We start from the raw sequence: 18,302 nt of genomic DNA, 5'->3' as shown, positions 1-18,302 counted from the left end.
TCGCCCCGCCAGGAGGGGGAGTTCGTGCACACCATCGGCCAGGGCACCGTGCTCGGCGACCGCTACGCACTTGACCGTCCTCTTGGACGCGGCAGCATGGGGCAGGTCTGGCAGGGACGCGACCTGCACTTGGGGCGTCCTGTCGCCGTCAAGACAGTCGCCGCGGAACTCCTCGCCGAGGCGGAGGACCGCGAGCGGGCGCGGCGCCGCTTCGTACGGGAGGCGAAGGCCGCGGCGGCGCTCGACAGCGACAACATCGCCACCGTCCACGACGCGGCCGTCACCGGTGACACCCACTGGCTCGTGATGCAGCTCGTCGATGGGGCGACGCTCGGTACAGTCATCGACGAGGCCGAGGAGGAACGGCTCGACGTGGCGTCCGCAGCGGCCGTCGCCGCCCAGATCTGCTCCGGCCTCGCCGCCGCGCACGCCGCAGGTCTCGTCCACCGGGACCTGAAGCCCGAGAACGTCATGATCCGTCGCGACGGCGTGGTGAAGATCCTGGACTTCGGCCTGGTGAAACTGATGGCGGACGAGGGCCCGAGACTGACCGCCACCGGTGAGCAGCCCGGCAACCTCCGCTACGCGTCGCCCGAACTGCTGTCGGGCGACGCGGCGCTCGACGGGCGCAGCGACCTGTACAGCGTCGGCTGCCTGCTGCACCACATGCTCGCCGGAACCCCGCCCTTCCCCGCGGAGCGGCCGTTGGCCGTCCTGCGCGGGCATCTGCACGACGCGCCGCCCAGCCTCGCCACGGCGGGCGTCCCCGTACCGGACGCGCTCCAGGAACTGGCCCTCGCCCTGATGGCTAAGGGCCGCGAAAATCGGCCCTCCTCGGCCGCCGAGGTGTACGGCGCGCTCGGACCGTGGCTGCCCGCCGCCCGCCCCGGCCCCGGCACCCTGCGCGGCTTCGGTACCGAGGACCCGCGCCGACCGTTCGTGCTCCCGCAGGGCCCGTACCCGGTGTGACCACCCGATCACCAGGAGCGTGAGAATATGCCGTACGGGCGACCGCACGAACTGGGCAGGGGGCCGAGTACGGCGTGACACGACGGATCAGAGGACACTACGAGCTGATCGACCGCCTGGGCCGCGGTGGCATGGGCGACGTGTGGTCGGCCCGGGACCTGCGGCTTGACCGGCCCGTCGCAGTCAAGTTCCTGTCGGCGGGCGGCCGCGGTGTCGACCTCGACCGCATGGAACAGCGCTTCCTGCGCGAGGCCCGCCTCACCGCCCGGATCCGCCACGCGAGCGTGCCGGTCGTGTACGACTCGGGTCGGCTCGACGGAGACGACGGCGACGGACTGTACCTCGTCATGGAACTCGTGCAGGGCGATACCCTCTCCCGGCTCCTCAAGCGCAACGGCCCTTTCCCGATCCACCTCGCCGCCGAGGTTGCCGCACAAGCGGCCGACGCCCTGGCCCACGCCCACCGCATCGGCGTCGTCCACCGTGACCTGAAGCCGTCCAACCTGATGCTCACGCCGAACGGCACGGTGAAGGTGCTCGACTTCGGCATCGCGGCGGCCCTGGAGCCGGACGTCGGCGAACCCCGGCTCACCCGCACCCAGGAAGTGCTGGGCACACCCGGGTTCATCGCACCGGAACAGGCGGACGGCGGGCGGGCGACGGAGCGGAGCGACCTGTACGCCCTGGGCTGTGTGTTGTACGAGATCCTGGCGGGCCGACCGCCCTTCACCGCGGGGACGGCCGTAACACTCCTCTACCGGCACGCGTACGAGGAACCGCCCCGGCTCGGCGATCTGCGCGGTGACATACCCGCGGGCTTCGCCTCCCTCATCATGGAACTGCTGGCAAAGTCCCCCGACGACCGCCCCTCGACGGAAGAGGTCCGCAGCGCGGCACGCCCATGGCTCACCCGGTCGCCCGGCCGGGCTGTCACCGGGAGAACGTCCGCCACCTCCGGGAGCACGTCTGCCAAGCCGGGCAGCGCGGCAGCCACCGGCTCCGGTGCCCTGCGGTCCGCTTCCGTGTCCGTATCACCCCCGGCCGGCCACTCCCTTTCCGGGCCGATCCCTGCCCCGCGCCCCGCGCCTACCGCAGACCCCGCCCCGGCCGCCGCCATACCTCAAGAGATCCTCGACCAGGCCGCCCGGGGCGACCACGCGGCGGCTGCCGCCTCGCTGGAGCGGATGCTGCACGAGACGGGCCGCCCGCTCGGCGACAGCGAGACCGTGGCGGCGCGGCTCACACTGTGCGACCTGCTGGTGAAGTCGGAAGAGTTCACCCGCGCCCACGGCGGCTACTCCGCACTCGGCGACGCGCTCCGCCGCAGCCGCCCGGCCACCGACCCGGATGTACTGGCCTGCCGGGCCGGCTCGGCCACATGTCTGGCCGAGCTGGGGCACACGACCGAGGCGCTGCACGAGTTCGAGAGTCTCCTGCCCGTGCAGCGGACCGTCTTCGGCGCCGCCGATTGGCGCGTGTTCGACACCAGGTTCCGGATCGGCTCGCTCGTTGCCCGGATGGGACGGCTGCGCGAGGCGCGTGACCAGCTCACCGCTCTGCGGCAGGAGCAGCAGCGGTTTTTCCCGGCTGACGACGAACGCCGCGCGCGGACAGATAGCCTGATCGCCCGATTGGAGTGGATGCTGACGGATTCCGAAAGAGGTTCGTGAACTTAGTTCACAATAATCCGTCGGTGCTAGCTTACTGCAGGAGGCGGGGCGAAGGCCCTGTATTGCGTAGTGTTCTGGCCGTATGCCAGGCCAAGGGGAGGCGGAACACCGATGACGCAGACGGCTCACCGGGAGCGAGGTGCGGCGGCTCCTCAGGAGCGACTACCCGGGGACGGTGAGCTCGTCGAAGTACGGGGTCAGAGCTGGGTCGTCAGCAGGGTGGAACCCGCCCCGCCCTCCGACGGCCGCGCCGCCACCCTCGTCCACCTCCAGTCCGTCGCCGACGGCCGCTTCGGGGACACCCTCTCCGTTATCTGGGAAGTCGAGCCCGGCCGCCGTGTCCTCGACCGCGGCTCCCTGCCCGACGCGTCGACCGGACAGTACGACCCGCCGTCCCGTCTCGCCGCGTTCCTCGACGCCGTCCGCTGGTCGGCCGTCGCCTCCGCCGACGTCAAGACCCTCCAGGCGCCGTTCCGCTCCGGCGTCGCCGTCGAGCCCTACCAGCTCGAACCCGTCTCCCGCGCGGTCGGCGCCCCCCGTGTCAACCTGCTCCTCGCCGATGACGTCGGCCTCGGCAAGACCATCGAGGCTGGCCTCGTCGTCCAGGAGCTGCTGCTGCGAGGGCGTGCCCACCGCGTCATGGTGATCTGTCCGGCGGGCCTCACCCTGAAGTGGCGCGACGAACTCGCAGAGAAGTTCGGCCTGGACTTCACGATCGTCGACGCCGAGCGCTGCGCCCGGCTGCGCCGCACCCACGGCACCGCCGCCAACCCGTTCCGCGTCCACCCGCTGACCATCGTGTCCCTGCCCTGGCTGCGCGGCACCAAGGCGCAGCGCCTCCTCGACGAGGTCGTCCCGACCCGCCAGGAGACGAGGGAGGACGGAACCGACCGCCGCTTCTTCGACCTGCTAGTCCTCGACGAGGCCCACCACGTGGCACCCGCCGCGCCCAAGCAGGTGTACGCCGTCGACTCCCAGCAGACCAAGCTGATCCGGCGGCTCGTCCCGCACTTCGAGCACCGCCTCTTCCTCTCCGCCACCCCGCACAACGGCTACCCCGAGTCGTACACCGCGCTGCTGGAGCTCATCGACAATCAGAAGTTCGCCCGTGGTGTCGACCCCGACGAGCAGGCCCGCAAGGAGACCGTCGTCCGACGCCTGAAGTCCACCATCACCAACCCCGACGGCTCCCCCCGTTTCCGCACCCGCCGCACCCGCGAACTCCCCGTCGAGTACACCGACACCGAACGCGAGATCCACGGCGTGCTCAGCAGCTTCTCCGACCTTCGCCGCAAGCGGATGACCCCAAAGGCCCGCGGCGGCCGCCGCGCCGCCGACCTGGTCACTCTCCTGCTGAAGAAGCGGCTGTTCTCCTCCCCGGCCGCCTTCCTGCACACCGTCCAGGTCTACCTCTCCCACCTCGACGACACCCGGACCCGTTCCCGCTCGGCCGCTGCCGAAGTCCCCGATTGGCTGGAGGACTTTTCCGACCTCGTCGCCGAACTCGACGACCTGGGCCTGGCGGAGGCAGAGGACGACGCCCTCACGCGCTCAACCAGCCTCACCCCGCAGGAGGACGGCGAGGAACTCGCCCTTCTCCAGCAGATGGAGCGCTGGGCACTGACCCACGAGGCCGCCGCCGACTCCAAGGCCGACGCGCTCATCCGCGAGCTGAAGGCCATCTGCCGCCCCGATGGCCAGTTCTGGACCAACGAACGCGTCGTGATCTTCACCGAGTACCGCGACACCCAGAAATGGCTGCTCAACCTGCTCCAGCAGCAGGAACTCACCGACGGCGGCCGCGTCGCCGTCCTCCACGGCGGACTCAGCACAGACGACCGTGAGGACATCCGCCTCGGCTTCCAGGCTCATCCCGCCACCGACGAGGGCAAGGTCCGCATCCTGCTGGCCACCGACGCCGCCAGCGAGGGCATCGACCTCCAGAACCACTGCCACCGCCTGTTCAACTACGACATCCCCTTCAACCCCAACAAGCTCGAACAGCGCATCGGCCGCATCGACCGCTGGGGCCAGAAGACCGACCCGGAGATCACTCACTTCATCGGCGCCGGCTGGGAGAACGCCGCCGCCGGATCCTACGAGGCCGACCTGGAGTTCCTCTCCCGCATCGCCCGCAAGATCGCCCGCACTGAAGCCGACCTGGGCTCCGTCAACGCCGTCATCGCCGACGCCGTACAGCGCCGTATGACCGGCGACACCACCCCCGTCGACATCGACAACGCCAAGCCCAAGCAGATCGCCGGTCGCCGCACTGGCGGCACCGTCGCCGCCGAGCAGAACGTCACTGCGCAGGCCAAGCGCCTCGCCGAGCAGTACCAGGAGACCGTGGACGCCCTTGGCCTCACCCCAGCCAACATCAAACGGGTCGTCGACACCGCCCTCACCCTGGACCACCAGCAGCCCCTGACTCCGCACTACAACGAGGACATGAAAGGCCTCTGGACCGTCCCGCCGCTCTCCGGCACCTGGGAACGGGCCACCCGCGGCCTCGCCCACAAACTTCGCCCAGCCGAGCAGCGCCCCGTCACATTCACCCCGCAGGTCGCTGCCCTCGGCCGCGACGACGTGGTGCTCGCCCACCTCAAGCACCCGCTGGTCGCCCTCTCCACCCGCCTGCTCACGGCCGCCGTGTGGAACGCCGACACCGTCGGTCTGCACCGCGTGACCGCCGTCGTTTCCGACGACCCCGCCGTCGAGACGGCCCTCGTCTCCGCCTACGCCCGTTACGTCCTCGTCGGCAACGATGGCACCCGCCTTCACGAGGAGATCCTTTACGCGGGCGGCTGGTTCGGCGACACCGGCCGCTTCCGCCGCTGGGAGTCCGTACGCACCCAGGGCGCAGTCCTCGCCCGCGCGCTCGCCGACGGCGCCGAGGCCGCCCCCGACCTGCGGCACGCCTTCACCGACGCCTGGTCCCGGCTGGAGAAGCCCCTCCACGACTCCCTCACCGCCCGCGCCCGTGAACGCGGCACCTCCCTCGAATCGGCGCTGGCCGCCCGCCGCACCGAGGAGGAGAACCGCATCCGGGCCACCCTGGACCGCTTCGAGGCCACCCTGCGCGCCAAGCTCAAGGAGGAGGGCGACGACGACAACGAGCAGATCGCTCTCTTCGGCACCCGCGAGGTCACCACCGCCGAACAGCGCCAGTACCGCGAGGACCGGGACCGCTGGCAGGCTCGCATCGAAGGCCTCACCGCCGAACGCGAGCGCGAACTCGCCGCCATCGCGGCCCGCTACTACGAGCCGCGCTCCCACCTCTTCCCCGTCGCCGTCGTCGTCGTGATCCCCGCAAAGGAAGCCAGCCGATGAGCCGCTCCGCCGCCTCTTCCTTCCGTGGCTCCTCCCGCGGAGTCGCCGCCGCCAGGGCCAAGGCCATGGACGGCCGGGGCCAGCACCAGGAATGGCTGGACCTCACCGAGGTCTCCGGCCCTTTCCTCACCATGCCCGTCCTGCTCCAGGCCTGGCCCCAGCTCGACGCCCTCGACAAGGACCAGCGCACCCGGCTGCGCGCCCGCCACGCCGACTGGCAGGCCGACACCAACGCCGGCCGCGACGAGTGGACCGGCTACATCCTGCGCTCGCTGCTGGAGTGGGGCGATGCGCTTGTTCTGCGCGAGGGCCAGGACGACGACCTCGCCCTGGACCGCCTCACTCTCGACGTCCACGAGCACAACGCCCGTGTCCGCGCCGACTTCGCGCTAACCGAGCCTGGTACGGAACTCGCCGCCGAACCGGACACGGGGTCTGCTGCCAAGCGCGTACGAATGCTGGGCATGACCATCCCCAGCGGCACCGCCCCAACGGCCCGCCCGAGCTGGGGCGACGACTGGGCGGCCGGCCCCGCCGACCGCCTCGCCCGACTCCTGCGCCACCACGACGTACCCCTCGGCCTGGTCACCGACGGCCGCTGGTGGTGCCTGGTCTGGGCCCCGGTCGGCGGCGTCACGACCACGGCCGTCTTCGACGCCATCGGCTGGAACGAGGCCGCCGAACGCACGGTCGTCCGCGCCTTCGTCTCCCTGCTGCGCCGCCGTCGCTTCTTCGAGTACGACGAGTCCGAGACTCTGGTCGGTCTGCTGAGGAAGAGCCTCGACGCGGGCGACGAGGTCACCGAGGCCCTCGGCATCCAGGTCCGCCAGGCCGTCGAGCAACTGGTGGACGCCATCGGCCGCGCCGACGCCAGCGCCATGGAACGCGGTACCCCCGGCCTGCGCGCGAGCGGCGTCGAGGCGAGCGAGGTCTACCGGGGCGCGGTCGCGGTCATGATGCGCGTCGTCTTCCTCCTCTTCGCCGAGGAACGCGGACTGCTGCCCGCCGACAACGAGGTCTACGCCCGCTCCTACTCCGCCCGCTTCCTGCGCGCCGAGCTGAAGTCCCGCGCCGACGCCGAGGGCGAGGCCTCCCTGGAGTACACGACCGCCGCCTGGCACCGCCTGATCGCGCTGTTCCACGCCGTGCACGGCGGAGTGCTGCACCCTGAGCTCGAACTCCCGGCGTACGACGGCTCCATCTTCGATCCGGACAAGTACCCCTGGCTGGAGAACAGCTTCCCCCTTCTCCCCATCGACGACCGCACGGTGCTGCACATGCTCCAGTCCGTGCAGGAGGTCCGTGTCGGCACGGGCAGGCAGAGGGAGACCCGCACGCTCAGCTTCCGCGCGCTGGGCGTGGAGGAGATCGGCTACGTGTACGAGGGCCTGCTCTCGTACGACGCCCGGCGCGCCGTCGAGACGATGGTCGGCCTCATCGGCCCGGACGGCGTGGAACACGAGGTACCGCTGAGGGAGTTGGAGTCCCTGGCGGCCACGTCGAGGGACGTGAAGACCCTCGCGAAGAAGATCTACGAGACGTGGAAGGACCCCAAGCCGCCGGCGAGCGCGGTGCGTCTGGAGAAGCTGCTGGCCCCGGCGAAGGCGGAGGCCGCGACGGAGGCGAGGCGTCTGCTGCTCGCAGCCTGCCGCGACGCGGCCCTGACGGAACGTCTGCTGCCCTTCTTCGGTGTGATTCGGAGGGACCTGCGGGACCTGCCGGTGGTCATCCCGGCGGGCGCGCTGTTCGTGACGGAGTCCTCGCTGCGGAAGAACACGGGTACGCACTACACCCCGCGCCGGTTGGCGGAGGAGGTCGTGCTGCACGCGCTGGAGCCGCTGGTGTACGAGCCGGGTCCGCTCCAGACGGCGGACAGGGATGCCTGGGTGCCGAAGACAGCTGAGCGGATCCGTGAGCTGAAGGTCGCGGACATCGCGATGGGCTCGGCGGCGTTCCTGGTGGCCGCCTGCCGGTACTTGGGGGATCGGCTGATCGAGGCGTGGGAGCGGGAGGGCCGCGAGGAGGCGGTCAAGTACCGGGCGGGGCGCGCTGTTGACGCGGTCACTGCAGCAGACGCGGAGTCCGACCCGGTAGTGATCGAGGCCCGGCGCCAGGTGATCGAGCACTGCCTGTACGGGGTGGACATCAACCCCATGGCCGTGGAGATGGCCAAGCTCTCGCTGTGGTTGGTCTCCATGGACCCGACGCGTCCGTTCACTTTCCTGGACGACCGGTTGGTGGCGGGGGACTCGCTGCTGGGTGTGCACAACATGGAGCAGATCAGAGCGGAACACCTGGAACCGACCGAGAAGCGCAGCCTGCTCACCAAGCACGCCGACGAGCGCGCGGAAGCACTGAAGAAGAAGGCCAAGGAACTCAAGGACCTTCGCTTGGCGATCACTTCGGTCAGGGGTGTGGACCTGGTCGCGCTGCAGCGTAAACGGGAGAAGCTCTCCGAGGTGAACCGCCACTCCGCACGGCTACGGCTTGTCGGCGACCTTCTCGCCGGTGCGGCACTGGCTACCTGTGCCTCGGGACGCGTCGAGTGGTACGTGGAGGACGGCGGCAAGCGCATCAAGGATCTCTTCCCGCAGGCTGAGCTCATCGTGGAACGGATCATCGACGAGGAGGTTTCGGAAGACTCGGATGAAGTGCGGGAAGCCCATGCCACCGCTGAAGAGTGGCTTTCCTCCGAAGCCCCGAGCGGAGGGCTGGCCCGACGACCTCTGCACTGGCCCCTGACCTTCCCTGAAGTCTTCACGGAACATGGCGGCTTCGACGCGATCATCGGCAACCCGCCGTTCCTCGGCGGCCAGAAACTCACGGGCGCCCTGGGCGAGGCGTACCGCGAGTACATGGTCGACTACCTCGCCGACAAGAAGCGTGGTAGCGCCGACTTGGTGGCCTACTTTGAACTCCGCGCTCACCAGCTCCTCAACAAGCATGGCCAGACGGGGCTCATCGCTACCAACACTCTGGCTCAAGGTGACACCCGTGAGGTCGGCCTGGACCAGTTGGAGGAGAAGAGGAAGGTCAGCATCCGGCGGGCGGTGAAGAGCGCACCCTGGCCTTCAAAGTCGGCGGTCTTGGAGTACTGCGCCGTCTGGACTTCGGTGCCGCCGCTCGCGAACGAGGCGGACAGAGTGCTGGACGGCGAGAAGGTTCGGGGCATCACGACGTCGCTGGATCCACAGTCACGGGTGAAGGGGCGGCCGTATCGACTGGTAGCCAACCGCGGGAAGTCCTTTCAGGGGGCCAACGTTCTGGGGAAGGGCTTCATCCTGTCGCCCCAGCAGGCCGAGGAGCTCATCCAGCGCGACCCGCGCAACCGCGACGTCCTCTTCCCCTACCTCAACGGCGAGGACCTCAACTCCCGTCCGGACTGCTCGGCGAGCCGCTGGGTGATCAACTTCCATGACTGGCCCGAGGAGCGGGCCCGTGAATACCCTGAAGTATTCGCCATCGTGGAACGCGACGTGAAGCCCGAGCGACTCAAGAACAACAACCGACAGCGTCGTGAGATCTGGTGGCGCTTCACCCGGCCCGCCATGGACTTGTACCGAGCCATCTCCGGCCGCGAACGTGTCTTGGTGGTAGCACTCGTGTCCCGAACCGTGATGCCGGCCCGAGTCCCAAGCCGACAGGTCCTTTCGCACAAGTTGGCCGTTTTTGCGTCCGCTTCCGACGGGGATCTCGCGTTCCTCAGTAGTTCGTTCCATACATGTTGGGCATGGCGTAACTCGTCCACAATGAAGGCTGACCTCAACTACTCACCGTCAGACGTGTTCGAGACACTTCCACGTCCTACCTACTCATCAGGCATGGCAGATGCGGGTGCCCGCCTTGATCAGCTGCGAGCTGAGATCATGGCGGAGCGCAGCCTTGGTCTGACCAAGCTCTACAACCTCGTCCATGATCCTTCTGTCGGAGATGCCGAGATTGCAGCTGTACGAGATTGCCATCGAGCTGTGGACGAGGCTGTGTCGGCAGCCTACGGGTGGAGCGACCTGAACTTGGAACATGGGTTCCATGAAACTCGTCAAGGCGTGCGCTACACGTTCCCGATGCGTACTCTTACCGAGATCTTGGACCGACTCCTGGAGCTTAATCACCAGCGACATTTTCAGTCGCCCTCAGCAGTACGCGAGGGGCTGCTCTTCTGATCTTCAAAAGAGCAGGAAGTCGGCTTTTCCCCCGTGCTGGGCGTGGTTCAGTTCGAGCAATCGGTCGATCACTTCAGTCTGGACCGGCTGGGGTAGGCTGAAGCGCGTGCTCTTTCGAGTCGTTGTGAAGTCGTGCCGGAAGTGCAGGTCTTGCCAGTCGTAGGCCTGCATCACGGCATGGTCGACCTCCACATGTGCTGCACGCAGAGCATGGATATCTGCGTCGATGATGCTCGGGTCGTGAACGAGGTTGTAGAGCTTGGTCAGACCAAGGCCGCGTTGGAGCATGACAGATCGCCGGATTTGATCAAGCTCGGCACCTGCAACGGCCATGGTCGTGCTGCCGGTAGGCAACGGCATTGTCTCGTAAACATCTGACGGCGTATAGCGAAGGTCTCCCTTGAGGCTGGACGCCCGTGCGATTGCCCACGCGTAGTGGATACCGCTGTCCAGCAACGCCAAGTGGGCAGAATCCGAAGCTGCGAACACCCCAAGCATGTGTGAGAAGACCTGTCCTGTCGGTACCGAAACTGGCATCACGGTTCGGGACACGAGTGCCACCGCCAAGACACTGTCCAGTCCCTTGATCGCCTTAAGCATGGCCGGACGCTTCTCTGCATACTGCCACCAGTAATCGCGATAGACCTTGCGGTTGTTCTTGAGTCGCTCGGGCTTCACGTCGCGTTCCACGATGGCGAATACTTCAGGGTATTCACGGGCCCGCTCCTCGGGCCAGTCGTGGAAGTTGATCACCCAGCGGCTCGCCGAGCAGTCCGGACGGGAGTTGAGGTCCTCGCCGTTGAGGTAGGGGAAGAGGACGTCGCGGTTGCGCGGGTCGCGCTGGATGAGCTCCTCGGCCTGCTGGGGCGACAGGATGAAGCCCTTGCCTAGGACGTAGGAGCCGATATAGGCGCCTGGTCGCCCCGAGGCGTCCCCAGATACCAGTCGGATGCCGAAATCTCATACTTTAAGACATTATTGAATGCTTAATGGCCATGTGATGGTGAGTCTGGTTTGCCAACCCCGTTGGTGCACACGTTCCCCTCATGGTCCTCGATGCCTTCATTGCTGCACAGCATGTGGACGGATACTCGATCAACACCATCCGTGCCAGAGCCCGCTGTATTCGCGCCATCGCCAAGGCGGCCCTCGTTCGGGTTGAGGACTTAACAGTCGATCATGTGATGGCCTACTTCGCGGTGCGCTCGCTCAAGCCGTGGTCCCGGCGGACCTACCTCAACCACTTACAGGCTTTTGGTAGATGGAGAGGCGTAGATCTTGTCACAGGCATTCGAAAGCCGCCGGCACCGCGTTCAACGCCGAACCCTCTGCCGGAGGGGGACCTGGCCCGCATTACTTCAGTCGCACGGGGCCATCATCGCGCGTGGGTGCTCTTGGGGGCCTTCTGTGGTCTGCGAGCGCATGAGACAGCCAAGCTCAGACGTGAGGACATATCGGTTCTCCAGGACGGCGAGGTCGTCCTGCGGGTGCAAGGCAAGGGTGGACGTACCGATATCGTCCCGGTCCCTCCCGTTGTCACTCAGAAGCTAGACCTCACGGCCGAGGGGCGCCTATGGGGCGGAGTCACCCCTGAGCGAGTTTCGCGCACGGTCGCTGCCATCGCGGCCAAGGAGGGCATCCGTATGCGCTACCACCAGCTGAGGCACCGCTTCGGGACAGCCGTCTATCGCGCCTCGGGGCGTGATCTCCTGCTCACCCAGCGCCTGATGCGGCACGCTTCACCGGCGACGACCGCAGGGTATGCGGCAGTGGCCGACGATCAAATCCACAAGGTGATCGGGTTGTTGCCGGGCGCAGACCCCAACCGCAAGAGGCACGATGGTGAGCGAGGGGTGACAGGCTGTCAACAGTGTCGCGCCCGCATCGCCTGATCGGCTGCGCGTCGGGACGGGACTTCGCGCTGTGCCTGACGCTGACGCCGGAGTCGGTGCGTGTCGAGGTCACCGACACCCGGCCGGGCGGGCTTCCCGCCTACACCCAGAGACTGCCCGAACTGCCAGCGACGGAGGCCGAGTCGGGGTGCGGGCTGCTACTTGTGGAAGCCCTCGCCGACCGCTGGTGCACGGGACCGCAGGGCCCCTGCACCAAGACGCTGTGGGCCGAGGTGGATCGGGCGCCCAGTCACTGCTGACGCCTCGGTGGAGCCTTTCGAACAAGAACAACTACCTTCAATGAGCGCGACATTGGGCAACGCGCTACAGTGTCGCCACGCCTACGGTCCTCGGCTTTCCCGCCTCCGCGTGAGGCATGCCGGATATCGTTCCCGCATGACGTATGGGGGGACCGAGCGAGCCGGTATGTCCTTTGGCGCGGGCGTGGCGCCCTGGACGCCGACACCACCCGTGATCCGGGATGCCACGCATGATGCGGTGATCGTGGTGCCGGGGATCATGGGCAGCGCCTTGCGCGACACCACGACCGGGCGGTTGGTGTGGGGACTGCGTGATCCTCGGTGGGTGGTCGAGGCATGGCGGCACGAGGACGGGATGCGCCCGCTGCACCTGGACGACGACGAACGATCCGGCCGGTACGGTCGGATCGAAGCCACCGAGTTGCTGCGCGTCCCGACGGTGGCGCCGTTCCTGAAGGGCTTCGAGCCGTACGGCGATCTTCTTGACGCCGTCCGTGCTGTCGCCCGCCCCAAGGCCGTACTTGAGTTCGCGTACGACTGGCGGCTCCCCGTCGCCGTCAATGGAGCGCGGCTGGCGGAAGCCGCTCACGATCACCTGGCGCGGTGGCGCGCCAGCGAGGAGCATGCTCGGGCACGTTGCTCGCATCCGGACGAGCGCGAGGCGCGTTTGGTGTTCGTCGCCCATTCCATGGGCGGACTGGTCACCCGGGCCGCCTTCGCCCACGCCGCCTCCCAGGGCAGCGACCTGACCCCTGAAACCAGGGCCGTGGTCACCCTCGGTACCCCGTTCCTGGGTTCGGTCATGGCGGCCGTCATCCTCAATGGTGACCACTCCGGCCGGCTGCCCGCCCGGCTGCGGCGCCGAATGCAGGCCCTGTGCGCGACACTGCCCGGTGTACACGACCTGCTGCCAGATTACCGCTGCGTCGACGCGGGTCTCGATGTCCACCGGCTCGCCCCGGCCGACGTGGCAGTCCTGGGAGGAGATGCCGAACTCGCCCGCGAGGCGCAGGAGTTCCAGCAGCACCTGCGGGAGAAGGGACCTGCGCTGCCGGGGCACCGCGCTGTCGTCGGCGTCGCGCAGCCGACCGTGCAAAGTCTGCGTCTCGACAGTGGTGTGGTGCACGAGCAGTACCTCTCGTTCGAGCGCAACGGTGACGGGGGCCTGGCCCGTGACCGCAACGGCATCCCGCTTCGCAGGGACCGGGCCGGGGATGGCACGGTCTACCGGGACGCCGCTTCCTTCGGCCCGACCATGGGCGTGACCCCACTCCCGCTGCAGCACGGTGCCCTGGCAAAGGACAGCGTCGCCATCGCCTATATCCGCGCGGTGCTCACCGAGCACGATCAGGACCTCGGCCCCGCGGTGGGTGAGGGGGACATCGGTCTGGACGTCCCGGACTGCGTCGAGGCGGGCCGGCCCTGGTTGCTGCGCCTGAGGCCCGGACCGGGTTCCGTCTTGGACACGTATGCCGGGATCACCTGCACTGTGCAGGACGCCGAGACCGGCCTGCGTGTTGCCACCGGTCGGCTCGGCTGGCACGACGGTGAGATCGGTGCCTCGATCACCCTTCCCGGGCCGGGCCTCTACCGGGTCAGGGCCGGTACCGGCGGCAACGCCCCCGTCACCCAACTTGTCCTGGCGCTCGACTCCGACGACGACTGAGCGCAGTGCGTCATGACCATCTCCGACAGCACTGACGGAAGACCTCTGCAGTTCTTCCCCATCGGCATCGGTGTCTATCTCCACCTCCCCGGGCTGGAGACGGATCCCGAGATCGAAGGCATCGAGGCGTTGCTGAAGCCGTTCGGTTCCCAGACCGAACCCTGGCCGGTTTCCCCGGAGGACCGCGGGGTTGAAGCCGTCACCACGCGCCTGACGACGTGGTCCGCTCCCCGAGACATCGGCGACACCGTCCTCTACTGGGTCGGTCACGGCTTCAGTGACGGAGGGCCCACCTCGTTGCTGGCACACGCCCACAGTCCCAAGCTTGTCGCCCCAGACGGCATCGACCCACCCACTCTGCTGCGGCACCTCAAGGCCAGGCAGGGCAGGAACGGCGCCGGCTGGGCCATCGTCATCATCGACGCCTGCACCTCCGGGCGCTTCGTCGAACTGCTGACCGGGGACGCCTACCGGGATGGGGACGTCCACAACTTTCTGCTCGTGGCGACGTCCAAGGACGGGAGTACCACGCTCGGTGCGTTCCGCAGAGCGCTGACCACCGTCCTCACGGTGACCTTCCGCGCACAGCAGACCATCGACCTGCACGACCTCGCCACGGAACTGAACCGCAACCTCCAAGGTTGCCCTGTCACGCCGAAGACGGATACGGGGCGTGCCGTGCTGCGGCGCACGCGGTCGACCATCGCGGCGCATACTCAGGCACCGCTGGATGTGGTCGCCGAAATCGATGCCGTCATCGCGTCCCTGACCGACGACGAACGGCGTCACTTCGTCCCCAAGGCCAGTGGTGCCGAACTCGGTGAGCAGACCTGGTACTTCCAGGGGCGCGTCGAGGAACGTCATGAGATCCTCTGCTGGCTCGCCCGTGCCGCACCGGGCATGCTCGTTGTCACCGGAGCGGCAGGATCGGGAAAGTCCGCCTTGCTCGGGCATGTCCTGGTGCACTCCCGGCGTGAGCTCTCCGACATCCTCATCCGCCACCGGCAGCTCGACCCCCTTCCCCTCGGCAGCCCCCGCCCCTATGAAGCCTTCGATCTGGTCCTCCACCTGACTGGGGCGACACCCAGGGAGGTTGTGCTGCGGATCGCCGCGGCAGCCGGGTTCCCCACCCCTCCCGAGGGGCCGATCGCCGAACAGTGCTCGTGGCTGATCCAGCAGTTCCGCAGGACGGACGACCCCGTTGCGGAACAGGTTCCTGAGGCCGACGATCCCGCTTTCACCGTCCTGGCGGACGCACTCGACGAGGCCCGCCTGCCTCTGACGATCGCCGAGCGGATCCTGAGCCCTCTGGCGGATCTCCCCGGTGTTCGGGTCGTCGTCGGCACGCGCGGCTCCACACTCGAAGGCCCCGACCTGCCGGAGCCGGCGGACCGGGACCTCACTGACGCTCTGGGCGTCGGCCGGGAGCGGAACCGGAAGGTCGTTCACGTTGACCGTGACGAGGAGGCCATGACCAGCTACATCCAGCGACGCCTGGAGGTAGCGCGCAGCAGGGGTGAACTCCAGGTGGAGCCCGCACAGATCGACCACCTGGCGAAAGCACTCGGGTGCCTTGAGCGGGAGTTCCTTTACGCACGCCTGGCGGTGCACGAGATCATCGCCACTCCGGGACTCGCCGACGACCCCGGGCCGCTGCTTGAGGACGACCACCGTCGGCTCTTCGCCCGCGCCGTCGACCGGCTGGCCGAGAAGGCTCCTGTCAACCAGGCCCTGCTGGAGGCGCTGGCCCTGGCACAGGGGCACGGCCTGCCCCTGACCGGGGGTGTGTGGGCCGACGTCGCTACAGCACTCGCCGACAGCCCTGACATGAAGGTCACCGACGCGGATATCGAAGAATTGACATGGACGGCGGCCCCCTACCTCCTGCTTGACACGGAATCCGGGCAGAGCGTGTACCGACTGGCCCACCGGACCTTCTCCGAGCACTTCACCCGGACGGTTCCGTCCTCCGCGCACGACGACCGGCACCGCCGTATCACCGAGCACCTGGCGACGCCCCCGACCGGGCCGGAGCAGCGCCCCAACCCCTATGTCGTGCAACACCTGCCCACCCATGCCGGTCTCGCCGGGCCCGACGGATGGCAAGCCCTGGCGGACCGTCCCCAACTGCTCGACCGGCTGAACCCCTCGGCGGTCGTCTCCAGTGTCATGCTCAGAGCCCTTGGCCGATTCCAGCTGCCTCCGGCGGTGGCGGGAGTCCTGTTCGCCCGAGAGCAGCTCACCAAAGCGAACCCCCGGGATCGGCGAGGACTGCGCGAGCTGGCGAGCCTTCGCTGCACGCCGGAGACCGTCGTACAGCGCTTCGGCAGGAGATCTTCCGACCCTGATGCGGCCTGGTCCGTGGCCTGGGGCCAACTGAAGCGCCATGCACCCCACTTGCGTCTCACCGGTCACACCGGCTCGGTACAGACCCTCGTGGCGTTCACGGACGCCTCACAGCGGGTGCTCCTGGCTTCGGGTAGTGACGACGGGGCGGTGCTGATCTGGGATCCGGTGAGGGGGGAGACCGTGGGGGACCCGGTGACGCCGCACGACGGCGCCGTCCAGTCGATCGCGGAGTTCGCGGGCCCGAGGGGGCGGACTCTGCTGGCCACCGGGGGCGCGGACGGCACGGTACGCATCTGGGACCCTGTCAAGGGAGAGACAGTGGGGGAGCCACTGACCGGCCACGACGACTGGGTTCACTGCGTGGCGGCGTTCGAAGACGCCGACGGGCAAACGCTGCTGGCCACGGGAGGCGGAGACGGGACGCTACGCGTCTGGGAGCCGCTGACCGGCAAGGAACTGGCGGTGGGAGGCCTGGATGAGTATGCGATGGACCTGGACCTGCACACCGACCAGGAGACCGAACGGCTCGTGGAGACCGGCCACGACGGCGACGTCTACTCGGTGGCGGCGTTTGTTGGCCTAGACGGCCAAGATAGGCATGTTCGCCTGGCCACCGCAGGCAACGACGGCACGATACGGATCTGGGACCCGGCCACCGGGAAGGAGACCACCGATCCCCTCACCGGTCACGAGGGAGCCGTCTTCTCCGTCGCGGTGTTCAAGGGGCGGGAAGGGCAGGTGCTGCTGTCATCGGGCGGTGAGGACGGGACGATACGGATCTGGAACCCGGACATCGGCAGACAGACCAGGGCACCTCTCACCGGCCACGGCAAGCCGGTCCGCGCGGTGGGAACGCTGGTCGAGAAGACCGAGGCCGGTGAACGGACCTTGCTCGTCAGCGCCGGCGAAGACAACAGCGTACGACTGTGGGATCCGGTCGGCGGCGAGCCGGTGACAGCGCCTCTGACAGGCCACGAGAACTGGGTGAGGACTGTGTCGCCGGTGCCGCCTCTGTCTGGCACACACCCACTGCTGGCCACCGGCGGTGACGACCACACGCTACGGATCTGGGCACCGCACGACGGCCGAACGGCAGGCGTGCCGTTCGACGACGCCGTGACGACCACGCGGACGCTGACATCCTTCAGCGGCGAGGACGAACAGACCCTGATCGCCGCCGTGGACGGCGAATCGAAGCTGCGCGTGTTCGACCCGGCCGAGGGCGAGCAGGTCGACGGGCTGGAGACCGAACATGACGGTGATGTCCTCACGGTGACCACGGTCCGAGTCGTCCAGGACGATGACGAAAGGCTCGTCTTCGCCATGGGCGGTGAGGACGGGGTCGTGCGGTTGTGGGATCCGGGCACCGGCGAGATGACCGGTGAGGTGGTGACGGATCACGCCCGTGGGGTGCGTGCTCTATCGGCGTTCGCCGGGTTCGGTGGGCGGTCATTCCTGGCCACGGGTGGTGAGGACGGCGTGGTGCGGTTGTGGGATCCGGGCAATGGTGAGAAGGCCGGTGAGGTGGTGACGGATCACGCCGGTGGCGTGCGGGCCCTGTCCGCGTTCGTCGGCCTTGGCGGCCAGTCTCTCCTGGCCACGGGTGGTGAGGACGGGGTCGTGCGGCTGTGGAACCTCATGACCGGCCAGGCCGTAGGGGAGCCGTTAGCCCATCCAGGCGTGACCGCCGTGGAGTCGTACCCGATCCCGGGCCGCGAAACCATGCTGGTCACGGGTGACGGCGACGGAACCGTCCGCTTCTGGAACTGCGAGACGGGAACCGAGACGCTGAGGATCCCCCTGGGCCTTTGCGTGAACGACGTCGCCTGCGTTGACGGAGACCTGGCCCTGGCCACAGCGGAAGGCCTGGTGCAGGTGAGCCTCGAAGCGGCATCGAACCTCACGGGCGGGTCCTGAACCCCGCTTCCGGCCCAGGTGCCCGGCCTTCCGCCCGGCACCGGCGCACTCCGTGTCGGCCTGACGTGCCGGACGCCAGACGCCGT

The 18,302-nt window shown here is 68.2% G+C and carries 9 protein-coding genes; 8 read left to right on the top strand and 1 reads right to left on the bottom strand.

Annotated elements, in window-relative coordinates:
• Positions 1–24 precede the first annotated feature (24 nt).
• From AC069T_RS22105 to AC069T_RS22090, 4 genes are all read left to right on the top strand, one after another.
• Positions 25–969: a serine/threonine-protein kinase gene (locus tag AC069T_RS22105; RefSeq protein ID WP_234437011.1), complete on the top strand. Its 945-nt coding sequence runs from the start codon at positions 25–27 to the stop codon at positions 967–969.
• Between the two features lie 74 nt (positions 970–1,043).
• Complete coding sequence (locus tag AC069T_RS22100; protein ID WP_062647816.1) at positions 1,044–2,639, top strand: serine/threonine-protein kinase; 1,596 nt, start codon at positions 1,044–1,046, stop codon at positions 2,637–2,639.
• Positions 2,640–2,750: 111 nt separating this feature from the next.
• A complete protein-coding gene (gene drmD / locus AC069T_RS22095) occupies positions 2,751–5,969 on the top strand; it encodes a DISARM system SNF2-like helicase DrmD (RefSeq protein ID WP_478784366.1) in 3,219 nt (1,072 codons plus the stop codon).
• Positions 5,966–10,132: an Eco57I restriction-modification methylase domain-containing protein gene (locus AC069T_RS22090; RefSeq protein ID WP_478784365.1), complete on the top strand. Its 4,167-nt coding sequence runs from the start codon at positions 5,966–5,968 to the stop codon at positions 10,130–10,132. Before drmD ends, AC069T_RS22090 begins: the two co-directional genes overlap by 4 nt.
• Before the next feature lie 3 nt (positions 10,133–10,135).
• Here AC069T_RS22090 and AC069T_RS22085 read toward each other — a convergent pair whose 3' ends face one another.
• Entirely contained in the window at positions 10,136–11,008 is an 873-nt protein-coding gene (locus AC069T_RS22085; protein WP_308418052.1) for a type IIL restriction-modification enzyme MmeI, read from the bottom strand.
• Positions 11,009–11,178: 170 nt separating this feature from the next.
• On the opposite strand from AC069T_RS22085, the gene AC069T_RS22080 reads away from it, so the two are divergent.
• From AC069T_RS22080 to AC069T_RS22065, 4 genes are all read left to right on the top strand, one after another.
• Positions 11,179–12,024, top strand: a complete 846-nt coding sequence (locus tag AC069T_RS22080) for a tyrosine-type recombinase/integrase (RefSeq protein WP_078890370.1) — start codon at positions 11,179–11,181, stop codon at positions 12,022–12,024.
• The gene (locus AC069T_RS22075; RefSeq protein ID WP_063781183.1) at positions 12,003–12,284 is read left to right on the top strand and encodes an ATP-binding protein; all 282 of its coding nucleotides are present in this window, start codon (positions 12,003–12,005) and stop codon (positions 12,282–12,284) included. The genes AC069T_RS22080 and AC069T_RS22075 overlap by 22 nt, the downstream gene beginning before the upstream one ends.
• 136 nt (positions 12,285–12,420) lie before the next feature.
• A complete protein-coding gene (locus tag AC069T_RS22070; RefSeq protein ID WP_478784364.1) occupies positions 12,421–13,950 on the top strand; it encodes an esterase/lipase family protein in 1,530 nt (509 codons plus the stop codon).
• Between the two features lie 12 nt (positions 13,951–13,962).
• Positions 13,963–18,216, top strand: coding sequence for a hypothetical protein (locus tag AC069T_RS22065; protein ID WP_319096219.1), 4,254 nt, complete (start codon positions 13,963–13,965; stop codon positions 18,214–18,216).
• Positions 18,217–18,302: the final 86 nt, after the last annotated feature.

It is taken from the genome of Streptomyces sp. NPDC043867, from assembly GCF_056435845.1.
Note: the sequence above shows the minus strand (reverse complement) of the source record. Positions and strands in the feature narration are given on the sequence as shown.